Source organism: Bacteroides propionicifaciens DSM 19291 = JCM 14649 (assembly GCF_000375405.1).
Classification (GTDB): Bacteria; Bacteroidota; Bacteroidia; order Bacteroidales; family Bacteroidaceae; genus Bacteroides_E; species Bacteroides_E propionicifaciens.
The window spans coordinates 66123-82552 of sequence record NZ_AQWS01000010.1 but is presented as its reverse complement, the minus strand read 5'-3'; the positions used below and the strand labels follow the sequence as shown (position 1 = coordinate 82552).

Here is a 16430-nt window from a genome sequence, read left to right as displayed (position 1 = left end):
GTGGCAGAAAGTTTCTTCAAATCTCTGAAAACAGAATTGATTTATGGAACTAAACTTATGGGAGCAAAGCAAATGAAAAATAGAATTTTTGAGTACATTGAAATTTGGTATAGAAAGCAACGAAGGCATTCATACCTAGACTATCAAACTATTGAAGAGTTTAACAACCAATACAGAAAACAGAATATGAATAATGTCGCTTAACTATTTGTACAAGAAAAGTTAGGAACTCCAGTACGAAGTGATGAAGGCTTGTTTGGCAATTCAGAATAAGTACAACAAATCAATCCCATTTCGTCCAGACCATGGACATCAAATGCTTGATGACTTGACCAAGCATACCAATCCTGGATATTCGGCTATCGGGCGATTACGTGGCTTGGCTGAGTTACGTGGCTTAGAGCTAGGTATTGCTAAAACCTTATATCGTTAATGTACGCTGGTTAATATATCAAAGGGACGAATACTTATCATGAGTATTCGTCCCTTTGTTTTTTTAAGACTATAGTAGTTTTTGATTCAAGCCTATATACTCTTATTCAAGATCAGTTCGCCAGCCAAATATATCCATTCAAGTATGTAGCGAAAGCAATCCATATTATGTAAGGAAGAAATAGATAGGAACTTACTTTAAATGCTTTATAGGTTTTAATTATATACATCAATACAAGTATGTCGAGTATCAAAATATTGATTAAACCCAACAGTGGATTTTGCAAATAAAAGAAGCTGAAACTCCAACTGAAATTAAAGAGCAGTTGTAAAATAAAGAGTATACCTATTTTTCTTTTTTCGGGCGTACTGCTGTTCAAAACTAGACCGATTGATGCCCCCATCAGCAGGTAGATTATACTCCATGCTATTGGAAAAATTATATTCGGTGGAGTTAGAATAGGCTTATTCAGCGTTGGATACCAGGTTTGTATCGCATCAGCTTGAAAATAACTCGCCGTCATTCCTACTAGAAAACAGATTAGTATGGGTACGATTATATTCAGTGCCTTTCTCATAATTATTTGTGTTGGTTAAATTTACCATAGGTGTAATTACTGTCAAAACACTTTATATACATTATTGTTTGAAAGAGCTGAATATCTAAACTTTAATCTTCAATAAATCGTGGTTTTGCTGCTCTTAACCCAAAGAAAGTCATGATAACTATCATTACTAGCAAGAAATAAAAAGAGGATTTCCACGAAGTGTCCCAGTCGTGGAGCATCCCAAAAACAGGAGGTCCGCAGGCTGCTATTAGGTAGCCTACCGATTGTGCTTTACCCGATATTTTAATGGTACCATCCATGGTTCTGCTTTTTATTGAAAAGAAGAGTATTGAAAGTGTAAAGGCGAGTCCGATGGCTGTGCCAATGATAATTGCCGAAAGGTAAATAAGCTGAGCTTTGAGTACGACAAGCATCCCTACACCAATAAACATCAGAATCCCCACTGCATAAATCATTGCCGATTGGTCTTTCATTCGTGAGGCAAGAATCGGGCTGATAAACATTACGGGTAGCATGGCTAGTTGTATCACAGAAAACACAATTCCTGTTTCAACTTCGGGCATGCCGTATGTTACCAGTACCGTTGGTAGGAGTGCAACTAAGCAGTAATAAACTAAAGACTGGATTCCCATAAATATACTGATATTCCAAGCTTGCTTAGAACGGAATACGTTGAAACTACTTTTCGCCTTTGATTCTTCTTTTGTCTTGGTCTTTGGAGGCTTGTTGTTCTTCTGAAGAGTGGTTTCCACACTTATAGCAAGCAATGCCATAACTCCCCAAACAATCCAAATTCCAAGTGAGCCTCTCCAGCCCATACCTGTCCATTGACCGATGCTGATGCTTAGACCAGCTGCTATAGCTGCTATCAAGTTCATTGCTACAGAGAATACCCCTGTCATAACACCCACTTTCTGTGGGAATGTTTTTTTGATATAGGCTGGTGTAAGTACGTTACCGATGCAAATACCTAGACCAATCAGAAATGAACCGATGAATAGCATGTTTGTACCTTCCGAAACTCGGAGGTAAAGTCCTAATATTAAAAAAAGTAGCGAGTAGATTAAACTGTAATTAATGTTCATATTCACAGCTATTCTGCTGATTAAAACCGAACAGCTGGCAAAGACAATGAGTGGGATTGAAGTCAAAAGGCTACCCTCAAGGGTTGTGAGGTTAAGCTCAGTTATTATTTCGCTCAGTACAGAGCTGACTGCTGTCATTGGGGAGCGTAGCCCACCTGCAATCAAAATTACGACAACTACACTTAATATGGATAGTCCTATTTTATTGTTTTTACTCATACTATAATCGATTGAAAAAATCTTAATAAATTGTTGAATACAAAGATACTCTTGTCGGTTTTACTATTTTTGCCAAAAACAATATATAGAACGCCATAATGAAACACCAGATAGAAGAATTTAAAGATAGGAGCTCAGTGGATGATCTTGTCGCTGATGCTTATGTTTGGTTTGAAGATAATTGGCATCATGAAAAGTTACCCCATACGCATAAGTATTATCAACTGACTTATGTTGAAGAGGGGTATCAGTATTTTCACATTGCGGATAAGATTTATTTTGTACCTCAAAACCATGTCATACTGATTCCTTGCGATACTTTGCATCGTACAACTTCCGACTCCAAAGCAGTGATTCTAAAAGTTATTCTGTTTAAAACCTTACCCGATAAGATTTTCTATCAACAAACTCGGGTGTTTTCAGCTCCTTCGGTATTGAAAGAGATGCTTCTGTATGCTGGAAAATGGAATAAGTTGACTGATCAAGATGAGGAACAATCGGCTTTTTTATATGCAATGCTCCTTAGCTTACCCTATTTTTATCAAGAAAACAACTTTCTGGAGATTCCCATTCCTCGTGATGCACGGCTAAATGCTGTATGTGGGTATATCAATCAAAATTATCGTTATAATATTAGTACAGATCAACTTGCCGATGTAGCAACGATGTCGGAAAGAAACTTGCAACGCATTTTTAAGCAGGAAACAGGGATTACGCTTAAAAAATATATGCAACTTATTCGCATTCTTAAAAGCATAGAATTGCTCGATACCAAGCAGTATACCCTAACTGAAGTAGCTTATCGGGTAGGGTATAAGAGTCTTTCTGCTTTTACCAATTCGTATGCTACGATTATGAAGACCAAACCCAAGAAAAAAGTATAGGCTACGGGCTAAGCTAAAATGACTTACTCGCTATGAGTAAGTCACTAGGTTGGAGCAGGCAAACGACTAAGTCATTTTATTTTATGGCCTAGATCTTAACAATCATCTTACCTTTATTCTCTCCTTTGAACAGCCCTATAAAGGCTTTGGGGATGTTGTCGAAACCTTCAACTATGGTTTCAGTAAAGTTTAGTTTTCCTTCTTTTACCCATTGGCCTAGCTGTTTCATTCCCTCAGGAGCTCTAGCAGCATAGTCGGAAACAATAAAACCTTTAACTAAAGCACTAGTTTTTAGAATAGCTGGCAATATTCTTGGTCCCATAGGCATCTCTGTAGAGTTGTAAAGAGAGATTTGGCCACAAAGCGCCATTCTCGCAAAACGTTTGAAGCGAAAGATAATTGCATCTGAAATTTGTCCACCTACATTGTCGTAATAGCAGTCAATACCTTCGGGACAATATTTGTCGAGCATCTCTTCAATATCTTCAGTCTTATAATTGATAACGTGGTCGTATCCAAACTTACTTTTCAATAATTCACATTTCTCGTCAGTACCTGCAATTCCGATGGTGCGGGCACCCTTGATTTTAGCTATTTGGCCAACTACACTACCAACAGCTCCAGCAGCACCCGAAACCACAACAGTTTCACCAGCTTGTGGGTTGCAAATATCAGTCAGGCCAAAATAAGCTGTAAGTCCTGGCATACCGAGTACGCCTAAGTGATAACTCTCAGGGACACCTGGTTGAATCTTAGTGAGTTCTTTGGCATTCATAACGAGCTGTGTAGCCCATGACATCATACCTACCACTACGTCACCTTTAGCAAGGTTTTTTGAGTTAGATTCGATTACTTCAGCAACTACTCCCCCAGTAATGGGTTTGTCGAGTTCGAAAGGTGGAACATAAGACTTACTAGGACTCATTCTACCTCTCATATAAGGATCAACAGATATATATTTTGCTTTTAGTAATACCTGGTCTTTCTCAAGTGGTTGGATGTCGATATCTTCGTATCTAAAATCTTCTTGCTTAGGCAAACCTATTGGTCTGCTTGCTAAAACTATTTGTTTTGCTTTCATAATCTTATTATTTAGAGTTTTGAACTTCATAAAGCCATTTTATTTCTTCAGCCCAAGCTGTTTCATCGGGTGTTTCTAAAATAATTGGCATATTGTCGAATCGGGAATCATTCATCATTTTAACAAAGAAATCCGAGCCGATAAATCCTTTACCGATGCTGTCGTGGCGGTCGACTTTTGTACCCACCTCTTTTTTAGAGTCATTCAGGTGAATTCCTCTTAGGTAGTTAAATCCTACAGTATTTTGAAAATCATTAAAAACTTCGTCGTATTTATTTACCAAGTCATAACCTGCCGTAAAGGTGTGGCAAGTATCTAGGCAAACACCGACTCTTGATTTGTCTTCTACCTTATCAATTATATGAGCAAGTTGCTCAAAAGTATAACCTAAGTTTGTTCCTTGACCTGCTGTGTTTTCAATAACAGCTGTTACACCTTTAGTTTGATTTAGAGCAATATTTATGCTCTCAGCAATGCGGTCTAGGCAATCGTCAATGCTTATTTTTTTAAGAAAACTACCAGGGTGGAAATTTAACAGTGATAAGCCGAGTTGCTCGCAGCGTTGCATTTCATCGAGAAAGGCAGCTCTACTTTTATCTAAACCTTCCTGCTCAGGATGTCCTAAATTGATAAGATAACTGTCGTGAGGAAGTATGTAGTCAGAAGAGAGGTTGTATTTTTGGCAATTGGCTTTGAAGAGCTCGATACTCTCTTGAGTTAGTGGTTTGCTAACCCACTGTCTTTGATTCTTTGTAAATAGGGCAAATGCTTTAGCTCCGATGTTATGAGCATTAATAGGAGCATTTTCAACTCCACCTGATGCACTAACATGTGCTCCGATATATTTCATTATCTAGTAATTATTTAGTTATATTGTGTAATTATTTAATTAGCTCGTCTTAGTTTATAGGGATATGTCCTGTCATAAGAGTATCTTTAACCCGCAGTTGTAGGTTGACGACACTGTTCTATTAACACGTAGGACTCATTTGAGTTCAATAAAAGCGACTGATAAATGATTCTTAACGAATACTGTGTATTCAGTCAAATTATAAAGATATTAAAACAGAATATAGTAACGAATGAAAATCTATAATAAGCTTTTACTCTATCAAAATAAATTCCTGATTCCTTATATAAATACTGGGCTCAAAATACTGGGTTTGTTGGCCGGTTTAGCCTCTGTAGTTTTTATACTAGCCTTTATCTATCGCTACGGATATGATCTCAACGAAAAAGACATCATTCTTGTAAATAAAATTTACAGGGCAGTGTGGCTCATCTTTTTAGTTGATGTGGTTTTACATATGGTTCTCAATGTTGATGACGCAAGGCGGCAGTTCAAAAAGACCACTTGGACCTTAAGTGTTTTGCTCTTATTGACCTTAGTACCTGTGGTCTTTGATAGGCCAGCCGAAAGTGGTGGAGTATTGTTGTTTTGGGATTTTACCAATAGTAATCTTTATCGGTATGGTTTGCTGTTTTTATTCTCTTTTTTTAATCTCTCTAGTGGCTTAATCCGATTACTTGGTAAGAGAACTAACCCTTCACTAATGCTTGCTGGGAGCTTTATCGTTATTATAATTGTTGGTTCACTTTTGTTAAAACTCCCGACAGCTACTATCAATGGTATCGATTGGATAGATTCTATATTCTTATCGACAAGTGCCGTTTGTGTAACAGGTTTGACACCTATCGATATCCCCGCAACATTAACTCCTGTGGGTATGACAATTGTTATTATTCTTATTCAAATAGGTGGGTTAGGTGTGATGACTTTTACTAGTTTTTTTGCTCTTTTCTTTATGGGTAATACGAGTCTTTATAATCAAGTTGTTGTTCGGGATATGGTGAGTTCTAACTCGTTAGGATCTCTGCTATCTACGTTACTCTATATATTGGTCTTCACCTTAGTCATTGAGGGGATAGGGGCATTTTCAATTTGGATGACTATACACGGTACGCTTGGAATGGATATGGAGCAAGAGATTGCTTTCTCGGTTTTCCACTCGATTTCGGCTTTTTGTAACGCAGGATTTTCGACTCTAGCCGATGGTCTAGGAGATGTGAGGGTATATCATCAAAATGGGATTTATATTGTAATCTCTGTTTTGATTATTCTTGGTGGTATAGGTTTCCCAATTCTTGTGAACTTTAAAGATGCACTCATTACCAAAGTCAAACGTATGATTGCCTACTTTAGGCATAGTAAACCTCCTTATATCTACCGTTTATATAGTTTAAATACACGAATTGTACTTTATTTGTCACTTGGATTGATACTCTTTGGAACTATCATGATGTCACTCTTGGAATGGAATGGTGTATTGGCAGGGATGCCATTATCTGAGAAGATAACCAAGGCTCTGTTTTTATCCATTAACCCACGTTCAGCGGGCTTTAGTTCGGTTGATATTAACGACATGAGGTTTCACTCTTGTATTATCTTTTTTGTCTTAATGTGGATTGGTGGTGCTGCACAGTCGACTGCTGGTGGGGTTAAGGTAAACACACTCGCCGTACTTCTGCTCAATTTCAGGTCTGTACTTAGGCGCAGTGATCGCATTGAAGTCTTTGGGCGTGAAATCTCAAATCAGTCGGTCAATAGAGCTCATGCTACGGTTTTTATCTCTTTGGGTGTTCTGTTTATAGCTTCCTTCTTGCTTACGCTCTTTGAGCCCGACACTTCTCCTTTGCTACTGATTTACGAATGTGTCGCAGCTATGAGTACTTGTGGAGCAGGGTTAGGGATTACCCATACTTTTGATAATCCAGCTAAGGGTTTATTAATCATACTTATGTTTATTGGTCGTGTTGGGATAATTACTATCATGATGGGAGCGGTTAAAAACCGTGCTAAACGAAATTGTCATTTCCCTGTTGGGGATATAATAATCAACTAAAATGAAATATATAATTATAGGTCTAGGAAACTTTGGCTATGTACTTGCCGAAGAATTAGCCTCTATGGGGCACGAGATAATCGGTGTAGATATGAACGAACAAAAAGTGGATAGCATTAAAGATAAGATTGCTACAGCCTTTGTTCTTGATGCTACAGATGACTATGCACTGACTGCTTTACCACTCTACAATATTGATGCAGTAATTGTTGCTATTGGTGAAAACTTTGGAGCTTCAATTCGTGTGGTTGCACTCTTAAAACAGAAGAAGGTGAAGCATATCTTTGCTCGAGCCATTGACGATATACACAAGTCGGTTCTTGAAGCCTTTGATATTGATAAGATACTTAGCCCAGAGGAAGATGCTGCTCGTAGGTTGGTCGAGCTTTGGGAGTTTAATACTAGTACCGAGGCCTTTCGTCTTGGAGATAGCCATTATGTAATGAAATTTCTTGTCCCCAAGCATTTTGAGGGATATTTTGTAAGTGAACTCAAGCTCTCCGAGAGCTTTAATCTTAACCTAATTGCTATTCAGCGTGAACGAGCCATAAAGAATAAGCTGGGTATCAACGTTACCGAGCATTATATCATTGATAACCTCGGCGAAGAGGAGAAACTTTTTGCGGGTGATGAATTGGTTTGCTTTGGTACGTATAAAGAGTTTAAAAACTTCTGGAAAGCATATTAAAGCGTTGTTTTTAAGTGAAAGATAAATTACGGAAGATTATTCACGTTGACATGGATGCCTTTTATGCTTCTGTGGAGCAAAGAGACAATCCCGAATACAGGGGGAAACCACTTGTTGTGGGTTCTGACCACCCAAGAGGTGTTGTGGCTGCAGCAAGTTATGAGGCCCGAAAGTATGGTATTCGTTCGGCTATGCCTTCTATGAAAGCAAAAAAACTCTGTCCTCACTTGATATTTGCCGATGTTCGATTTCATGTTTATGAGGCAGTTTCTGCACAGATTCATGCTATATTCCACCGTTATACCGATATTATAGAGCCTCTATCGCTTGATGAGGCTTTTTTGGATGTGACCGAAAATAAGGTGGGTTATGAGTTGGCCGTGGATATTGCTTTGGAGATTAAAGCAGCCATAAGGGAAGAACTAAATCTGGTTGCTTCTGCTGGTATATCGTACAATAAATTCTTGGCAAAGATCGCCTCTGACTATCGTAAACCCGATGGAATATGCACCATTCACCCCTCGCAGGCAGATCAGTTTATAGAGCAATTACCAATTGAATCGTTTTGGGGTGTGGGGCCAGTCACCGCTAAGAAAATGCATAAGTTAGGCATACATCGGGGAAGCGATCTAAAAGCTTGGTCGATTGTTGGCTTAGTGCAACATTTCGGTAAAATGGGGCGGATGTATTATGATTTTGCTCACGGAGTTGATGATAGACCTGTAGAGGAGATTCGTATACGCAAATCTCTGGGATGCGAAACCACACTCGAAAAAGACATTACGGCTCAGTCTTCAGCAATTATTGAGTTATACCATGTTGCTACCGAATTGGTTTCACGTATTGGAGAAGACGGCTTTCAGGGGACTACATTGACCTTGAAGATAAAATTCAAAGACTTTAGTCAGATTACTCGGAGTATCACTCAAGAGAATAGCTTTGAATTGTTAGATGATATATTGCCTCAAGCTAAGAAACTACTTTCCGAAGTCGATTATGAAGACAATCCTATCCGTCTAATTGGCTTATCTGTTTCAAACCCAAAACTGGAGTCGGCTGACAAACCTCTTTATATTCAGTTGAAGCTTGACTTTAAAGATGAAGAGTATTAAAGCTCTAAACGATAAAAATTTGTTTCTCTAATTTTGAACCCAAGTTTTTGATAGAGCTTATTGGCTGGTACTCTGCTGGGCCTTGAGGATAGTTCAATGCGTTTTACTCCCTTTGATTTGGCTAACTCTATAGCCTCACATAAGATCATCTCACCTAATCCCATTCCACGAGCAGTTTGATCGACAACAACATCTTCAATGAAAGCCTTTTTGCCGGTAGGAATAGTGAAAACTACGAGTGACAACATTCCTACCAGAACATTATCTTCGCTGTAAGCACCGATAAGGGCTGAGTTTTTGTCTAAAACTAACTCTTCAAGTGTTGCTTGAGTTACTAAGTTGTGAATTGGTGTTAGCTGAGGTAGAAGGGTTATAACTTGGTCTACAAGCTTCTGATCTACCTGATGGATTTCTCTTATTTCTATACTTTTCATGTCTAATGGGGCTATGTTTTTAGCTCTTTAGGCTTACCAAAGAAAAAATCCACTGGGAAAGGTTTCTCTAAAGGGTGTATTTATAAATGCACTATAGATCTGATATAGCTCTTCTTGAGTTTCAGCAGCATGATTAGCATAAATATCAACCTGACTAGTATCTAGCAGCTCTGGATATTGATTATGATATATTGAGAAAACAGTCGCTCCCAAAACGTTATTGTGATTGTATTCTACGAAATCTCGAATGAGTGCCTGATGTTCATCAATTATGCTATAATAGATGTTTGAAGCAGACTGAGCGTTAATCGTATTTTGAATCTTATACTCTAATTGTTGATTCTGTTGATAGAAGCTGTATAAGGCATTATTAAGAGGAGTTCCTCCGATTATCAGTTCGGTAGGAGATATGGAGATGTTGATCACTCCAGGTTCTAGAATTATGGGTGTCATGGGCAAGTCATCCATAAATAGGGTTACCATTTGCGGAGTAGATTTAGTTATCCCTTCCATGTTAAATTCACCGTGGATAATTTGAGCAGAATCGACTGTGACTAAGTTCGATTCTTCTGTTAAGGCTTTTAAGTAAATTGTCTTTCCACTCAGCATATTTAGGCTAGCACTTCCTTTAACAGTGTACTTCGGCGTACATGATGTGGCGGTAAGAACAATAAATGTAACGAGGAATAATGGTAATTTTCTCATATCGTGCATTTGTAAAATGTGTCTAAACTTACAATCAAGAATGAAAGTATAAAAGTGTTTTATCGATATTTATATGTTCTCGTTTATTATTTGTTTAATAAAGCTTATAAACTGTCAGTAAAATGGCCCAATTTATTAACTTTAGCTATTTTTGTGTTAGTCGAGTATTCATTATCTCATAGTGTAAGATATAAATTAATTCTAGACTTTGAGGTTTTGGACTCTTAAATAATTAAAAAGAAGATTTTATGTCATCTACATTTGCACCTTTTGCAAGACCTTTATATATCATGGTTAAATCAGTTGGGTCTGTTTGTAACCTCGCTTGTGACTACTGTTACTACCTTGAAAAATCCAATTTATATAAGGATACATCTAATCATATTTTAAGTGATGAGCTACTTGAGAAATTTATAAAGGAATACATAGAGTCTCAAACTATGCCCGAAGTTCTTTTTACTTGGCATGGTGGAGAAACCTTGATGCGACCACTCTCTTTCTATCAAAAAGCAATGGAGTTGCAAAAGAAATATGCAGGTGGTCGTCGCATTGACAACTGTATCCAAACCAATGGAACACTTCTTAATGATGCTTGGTGTGAGTTTTTCAAACAGAATAACTGGCTAGTAGGTATTTCTATTGATGGGCCACAAGAGTTTCACGATGAATATCGTAAAAACAAACAAGGGCTACCCTCATTTGTCAAGGTGATGCGTGGTATTAATCTACTCAAAAAACATGGTGTCGAATGGAATGCACTTGCTGTAGTCAACGACTTTAATGCCGACTATCCCTTAGACTTTTATAACTTCTTCAAAGAAATTGGCTGTAAGTATATTCAATTTACACCTATAGTTGAGCGTATTTTAAACCATAATGATGGTAGGCATTTGGCTACTGTCCAGGCTAATGAATCAGCTAAGCTTGCCGATTTTTCGGTATCTCCCAAGCAATGGGGTAATTTCATTTGCACTATATTTGACGAATGGATAAAAGAAGATGTAGGTTCAGTCTTTATCCAATTATTTGATGCAACTCTAGCCAACTGGATAGGAGAGCAGCCAGGGGTTTGTACTATGGCTAAAACTTGTGGTCACGCTGGCGTTATGGAGTTTAATGGGGATGTCTATTCTTGCGATCACTATGTGTTCCCTGAATATAAGTTAGGTAATATACATTCAAAATCCTTGGTTGAAATGATGTATAGCGAACGACAACAGAAATTTGGACAAGATAAGTTTACAAAACTTCCGAGTCAGTGCAAGTCTTGTGATTATCTGTTTGCTTGTAATGGAGAGTGCCCAAAAAACAGGTTTGCTCGTACCAAAGATGGGGAGCCTGGGCTTAACTATCTCTGCCAGGGCTATTACCAGTTTTTTGATCATGTTGCTCCTTATATGGACTTTATGAAAAAAGAATTACTCAATAAGAGAGCTCCCTCAAACGTGATGGATGCTGTGCGAAATGGAGAAATAAGTAAATTTTAAACAATTATAAATACACTATGCGTAAACTAAAAGTTTTATTATTAGCGCTGCTGACCTTCGCTGTTGGTAGTGTAAGGGCTGATGAAGGTATGTGGTTACTTCAGATGATGAAAGAGCAACATCTTGTTGATATCATGAAAGAAAAAGGTCTGAAGCTTGATGCTGACGATTTATATAACCCAAACAAAGTGTCTATTAAAGATGCTGTGGGTATTTTTGGCCGTGGATGTACTGGTGAGATAATATCTCCTAGTGGGCTTATCCTTACCAATCACCATTGTGGATATGGAGCTATTCAACAACTCAGTAGTGTTGAAAGCGACTATTTGACAGATGGTTTCTGGGCGAAAAATAATTCAGAAGAACTTCCTGTACCAGGATTAACTTTTGTTTTTGTTGAGCGAATTGTTGATGTGACGGATATTATAGATCAAAAGGTTAAGAATGGCGAGTTTACTGAACTTGAGTCTTTCACACAGCCAATACTATCTAAAGTTGCTGATGAATTGTATGCAAAAAGCGACCTTTATGAGAAAAAAGGTATCTCCGTACAATTACTACCTTTCTTTGCAGGTAATAAATTCTTTATGATCTACAAAAAGACCTATAATGATGTACGTATGGTTGCTGCCCCACCTTCTTCTGTAGGTAAATTTGGTGGTGAAACAGATAACTGGACTTGGCCACGTCATACGGGTGATTTTTCAATCTTCCGTATCTATGCTGATACTCAAGGTGAGCCAACTGACTACAATGAAAACAATACTCCTCTAGTAACTAAGAAACATCTTGCTATTTCGTTAAAAGGAATGGAAGAGAATGATTATGCTATGATTATGGGATTTCCTGGTAGCACAAGCCGTTATTTAACTGTTTCTGAAGTTAAAGAGCGTATGGAAGCAATCAACGAACCTCGAATTATAGTTAGAGGCGCCCGTCAAGAAGTGCTTAAAGAAGAGATGAATGCTAGTGACAAAGTACGTATTCAATATGCAAGTAAGTATGCTGGCTCATCAAACTATTGGAAAAACTCTATCGGTATGAATAAGGCGATTATCGACAACGATGTGTTGGGCGATAAAGCTAAGCAAGAAGCTAAATTTGCTGAGTTCGCAGCTAAAGATAACAATACAGACTACAAAAATGTAGTTTCACAAATCAATGCTGTAGTTGAGCAAGAGCAACCTCTTGTTTATCAAAACACAATGCTGGTTGAAACCTTCTTTAGTGGAATTGAGTTTATTACTCCTTATGCCATTATTGACGACTTGCTTTTGGCAGTAGAGTCTAAAGACACAGAATTAGCCAATAACGTAAAAGATAATCTGCGTAAGATTTATGACCAGATTCACAATAAAGATTACGATCACACTGTAGATCGTAAAGTAGCAAAAGCTTTGATGCCTCTGTACGCTACATTAATCAGTGATTCACAACGTCCTTCTTTCTATAGTTTTGTCGAAACTCAGTACAAGGGGAACTACGATAAATTTATAGATGAAATGTACAGTCGCTCAATCTTTGCAAGCAAAGAAAACTTAGAGAAGTTTTTAGCAAAACCAACTAAGAAAGTAGTAAGTAAAGATTTATCTTACCGTTACTCTAAATCTATTATTGAAAAATATCAAGATCTATTTGGCTCAGTTAGAACATTTGCCGACCAAAAAACCTTATTACATAAAATCTATGTAAGAGGACTGGGTGAGATGAAAGAGCCTGCTCCTTCGTATCCAGATGCAAACTTTACAATTCGTTTGACTTACGGTAGTGTGAAATCATATATCCCTCGTGATGGTATGTTCTACAACTACTATACTACAACGAAGGGTATCTTAGAAAAAGAGGATGCTTCAAATAGAGAATTTAATGTTCCTGCGAAGCTTAAAGAATTAATCCTAAATAACGATTACGGTCGTTATGCATTGCCCAATGGTGAAATGCCAGTATGTTTCTTAACAACGAACGATATTACTGGTGGTAACTCTGGTAGCCCTGTGCTAAATGCCAATGGCGAACTTATAGGTTGTGCTTTTGATGGCAACTGGGAGTCACTCAGTGGAGATATTAACTTTGATAATAAACTTCAGCGCTGTATTAACTTAGATATCCGCTACGTATTGTTTATCCTTGATAAACTTGGTGGTTGTGGACATCTAATCGATGAAATGACTATCGTAGAGTAATAAAAACAACTAACTTAGAGAGGTTAGAGGCTGTAGCTTCTAACCTCTTTTATATTTAAACTAAAACTATCATGAAAAAGAAACTATTAGTAGCTCTTTTATCGTTGTGTTCGGTAAGTTCGTATGCCGATGAGGGAATGTGGTTACTACCCGACCTTAAAACCCAAAATGCCGCAACAATGTTAGAATTGGGTCTCGAAATTCCTATTGATCAGGTTTATGCCGAATCTGCTTTATCCCTCAAAGATGCTGTGGTTCATTTTGGCCGCGGTTGTACGGGTGAGGTAATCTCATCTCAAGGTCTGGTGCTTACTAATCACCATTGTGGTTATGGAGCTATTCAGAAACTAAGTAGTGTAAAACATGATTATCTTACTGATGGCTATTGGGCTAAAGATCTTCAAGGTGAGTTGCCTGCAGAGGGGCTTACGGTTACTTTTATCGATAAGATTCTTGATGTAACTCGTTTTGTAGAAGATCAACTATCCAAAAATGAGAAAGAGCGCGCTCAAAACTTCCTATCAACAACATTCTTAAATAAAGTAGCTGAGCGTTTTGCTAAAAAACATAAGATTAAACAAACACCTTTTACCGAAATCGAGTTACGTCCTTTTTATGGAGGTAATCGCTATATGCTTTTCGTGAAGACTGTTTATAAAGATATTCGCTTGGTAGGCACCCCGCCATCTTCTATAGGTAAGTATGGTGCAGATTCTGACAACTGGATGTGGCCTCGTCATACGGGAGATTTCTCTCTATTCCGTATCTACGCCAATGCCGATGGTAGTCCTGCCGACTATTCTGAAAAGAATATTCCTTTGCATCCTAAAAAACACTTATCTATCAACCTAAATGGTATTCAGGACGATGAGTTTGCTTTTTTAATGGGTTTTCCTGGTCGTAACTGGCGTTATATGATAGCAGATGAGGTTGAAGAGCGTATGCAAACCACCAATTTCTTGCGTCAAACAGTGCGTGGCTATCGCTTGAAAGCTTTGATGAGTGAGATGCAGAAAGATGATGCTGTACGCATTCACTATGCGAGCAAATATGCAGGTTCAGCCAACTACTGGAAAAATGCTATTGGTATGAATGAGGGGTTGGTTCGCCTCAAAGTGTTAGATACTAAAAAAGCTCAGCAAGAACAGCTATTAAGTTATGGTGTTCAAACAGACAATCCTGCCTATCAGGAGGCTTTCGATGCTATACGTGATATTGTAGCTCAGCGACACGATGCTAAGCTTCATGCAGAGGCTTTAGCGGAGTGTTTCTTAAGTGGGTTAGATGTAACTCATATTCCATCTACAGCTGCACTCAAATCAGCTTTAGAATCAGGTAAATCAAAGAATATTGAGCAAGCAAAGGAATCACTTATTAAAAAGGCTAACAACTACTTTAAAGAGGTTCCTTACCCTGGGGTTGAGCGAAATGTAATGACCCAGTTGCTAACGGTTTATAAAGAGATTATTCCTGAGAATCAAGAAATAAATTTGGTTGCTGCTTCAAATCCTATCTATAAGGGGAATATACACAGTTTAGTTGAGGCTATATTTACGAAGTCTATATTTGCATCTCCAGATAATTTTGAAGGCTTTATTGCTAATCCGTCGCTAGCTGCGCTCGAAAATGATCCTTTGATCAGTTTTCGTGCTGAAGTTGCTGCTGCTATAGAACTTGAAAACAAGAAGACTGCAGAGGCTAATCTTGCTTACGATTTAGCGCATAAGACTTGGGTTGATGGAATGATGCAGCTTCGTCAGGCCAATGGTTTGCCAATCTACCCCGACGCCAACTCAACAATCCGTCTGACCTATGGTAGCAAACGCGGTTACAAGCCTTCGGATGGTAAGTGGTTTGAGTCATATACTACACTTGAGGGAGTTATGGAAAAAGAAGATCCTAATAATTGGGAGTTCGTTGTTCCTGCTCGTCTTAAAGAGTTGTATCAAACCAAAGATTATGGTCGCTATGCTAACTCAAAGGGTGAGATGCCTGTTTGTTTTATTGTTGATACCGACAATACAGGTGGGAATTCGGGTAGCCCAGTGATGAATGGTAAGGGCGAATTAGTTGGTGTAGGCTTCGATCGAAATTATGAAGGCTTAACAGGCGATATTGCCTTTAGACCCTCTTCACAACGTGCTGCTACTGTTGATATTCGCTATGTTTTATTCATAATCGATAAGTTTGCTGGTGCAAAGCACATCATAGATGAATTAACACTTGTTGAATAGATTTATAGTTTCAGATGGAAACTAAACCGAACAAAGTGCATTGCATTATGTTTTATACTTAAATTAGCAGCATTGACATGCTAATGCAATAGTTGTACATTAAAACAAGTAGATATGGAAAAATTTAATGAATTGATAAAATCCGAACAACCTGTACTGATTGACTTCTTTGCAGAGTGGTGCGGCCCCTGTAAGACTATGATGCCGATTTTAGATAAGGTTAAAGAGTCTATAGGCGAAAAAGCGAGAATTGTTAAGATTGATATTGATAAGTTCGGTGAATTAGCTACTGAATATCGTATTCAAACTGTTCCGACTTTTATTATCTTTAAAGACGGAGAACCTCTTTGGAGACATTCGGGTCTAATTGCTCAAAAGGAATTGATCTCTATGCTAGAAAAATACATCTAATTA

15 protein-coding genes and 1 pseudogene are annotated in these 16430 nt (G+C 38.0%); 10 read left to right on the top strand and 6 right to left on the bottom strand.

Annotated features, from left to right (window positions below; translation table 11 throughout):
* Positions 1-204, top strand: a 204-nt coding sequence (locus B091_RS0104520) for an IS3 family transposase (RefSeq protein WP_026166312.1), incomplete at its 5' end; no start/stop codon positions are given.
* Between the two features lie 31 nt (positions 205-235).
* Positions 236-433: pseudogene (locus B091_RS0104515) on the top strand (mannonate dehydratase); the annotation flags it as partial.
* A 112-nt stretch (positions 434-545) separates the two neighbouring features.
* Here B091_RS0104515 and B091_RS0104510 read toward each other — a convergent pair.
* Together B091_RS0104510 and B091_RS0104505 are read right to left on the bottom strand one after the other, a co-directional pair.
* Positions 546-1010, bottom strand: coding sequence for a TspO/MBR family protein (locus B091_RS0104510; protein WP_018108819.1), 465 nt, complete (start codon positions 1008-1010; stop codon positions 546-548).
* A gap of 92 nt (positions 1011-1102) precedes the next feature.
* Entirely contained in the window at positions 1103-2305 is a 1203-nt protein-coding gene (locus B091_RS0104505) for a CynX/NimT family MFS transporter (RefSeq protein ID WP_018108818.1), read from the bottom strand.
* A 98-nt stretch (positions 2306-2403) separates the two neighbouring features.
* On the opposite strand from B091_RS0104505, the gene B091_RS0104500 reads away from it, so the two are divergent.
* The gene (locus B091_RS0104500) at positions 2404-3189 is read left to right on the top strand and encodes a helix-turn-helix domain-containing protein (protein WP_018108817.1); all 786 of its coding nucleotides are present in this window, start codon (positions 2404-2406) and stop codon (positions 3187-3189) included.
* 88 nt (positions 3190-3277) lie between these two features.
* On the opposite strand, the gene B091_RS0104495 is transcribed toward B091_RS0104500, so the two are convergent.
* Both B091_RS0104495 and nfo read right to left on the bottom strand, forming a co-directional pair.
* A complete protein-coding gene (locus B091_RS0104495; RefSeq protein WP_025069452.1) occupies positions 3278-4270 on the bottom strand; it encodes an NADP-dependent oxidoreductase in 993 nt (330 codons plus the stop codon).
* 7 nt (positions 4271-4277) lie between these two features.
* On the bottom strand, positions 4278-5120 hold the full coding sequence (gene nfo / locus B091_RS0104490; RefSeq protein WP_018108815.1) for a deoxyribonuclease IV: 843 nt from the start codon (positions 5118-5120) through the stop codon (positions 4278-4280).
* 232 nt (positions 5121-5352) lie between these two features.
* Between nfo and B091_RS0104485 the strand changes: the two genes are divergently transcribed.
* The 3 genes from B091_RS0104485 to dinB are packed head-to-tail and all read left to right on the top strand — an operon-like array spanning position 5353 to position 8973.
* Positions 5353-7173, top strand: a complete 1821-nt coding sequence (locus B091_RS0104485; protein ID WP_018108814.1) for a TrkH family potassium uptake protein — start codon at positions 5353-5355, stop codon at positions 7171-7173.
* Position 7174: 1 nt separating this feature from the next.
* On the top strand, positions 7175-7861 hold the full coding sequence (locus B091_RS0104480) for a potassium channel family protein (protein WP_018108813.1): 687 nt from the start codon (positions 7175-7177) through the stop codon (positions 7859-7861).
* A gap of 14 nt (positions 7862-7875) precedes the next feature.
* Positions 7876-8973 carry a DNA polymerase IV gene (dinB, locus tag B091_RS0104475; RefSeq protein WP_081605807.1) on the top strand — a complete coding sequence of 366 codons (1098 nt, stop codon included), beginning with the start codon at positions 7876-7878 and terminating at the stop codon, positions 8971-8973.
* Here dinB and B091_RS0104470 read toward each other — a convergent pair.
* On the bottom strand, positions 8970-9407 hold the full coding sequence (locus tag B091_RS0104470) for a GNAT family N-acetyltransferase (RefSeq protein ID WP_018108811.1): 438 nt from the start codon (positions 9405-9407) through the stop codon (positions 8970-8972). The two genes, dinB and B091_RS0104470, sit on opposite strands and share 4 nt — an antisense overlap.
* Positions 9408-9440: 33 nt before the next feature.
* On the bottom strand, positions 9441-10112 hold the full coding sequence (locus tag B091_RS0104465; protein ID WP_162137968.1) for a DUF4369 domain-containing protein: 672 nt from the start codon (positions 10110-10112) through the stop codon (positions 9441-9443).
* Positions 10113-10360: 248 nt separating this feature from the next.
* Here B091_RS0104465 and B091_RS0104460 point away from each other — a divergent pair, with 248 nt between their 5' ends.
* The 4 genes from B091_RS0104460 (at position 10361) to trxA (ending at position 16427) form a co-directional block, all read left to right on the top strand.
* On the top strand, positions 10361-11599 hold the full coding sequence (locus tag B091_RS0104460) for an anaerobic sulfatase-maturation protein (protein WP_018108809.1): 1239 nt from the start codon (positions 10361-10363) through the stop codon (positions 11597-11599).
* Between the two features lie 17 nt (positions 11600-11616).
* Positions 11617-13782, top strand: coding sequence for a S46 family peptidase (locus B091_RS0104455; RefSeq protein ID WP_018108808.1), 2166 nt, complete (start codon positions 11617-11619; stop codon positions 13780-13782).
* Between the two features lie 71 nt (positions 13783-13853).
* Complete coding sequence (locus B091_RS0104450) at positions 13854-16016, top strand: S46 family peptidase (protein WP_018108807.1); 2163 nt, start codon at positions 13854-13856, stop codon at positions 16014-16016.
* Positions 16017-16130: 114 nt separating this feature from the next.
* Positions 16131-16427, top strand: a complete 297-nt coding sequence (trxA, locus tag B091_RS0104445; protein ID WP_018108806.1) for a thioredoxin — start codon at positions 16131-16133, stop codon at positions 16425-16427.
* The last annotated feature ends 3 nt before the right edge of the window (positions 16428-16430 follow it).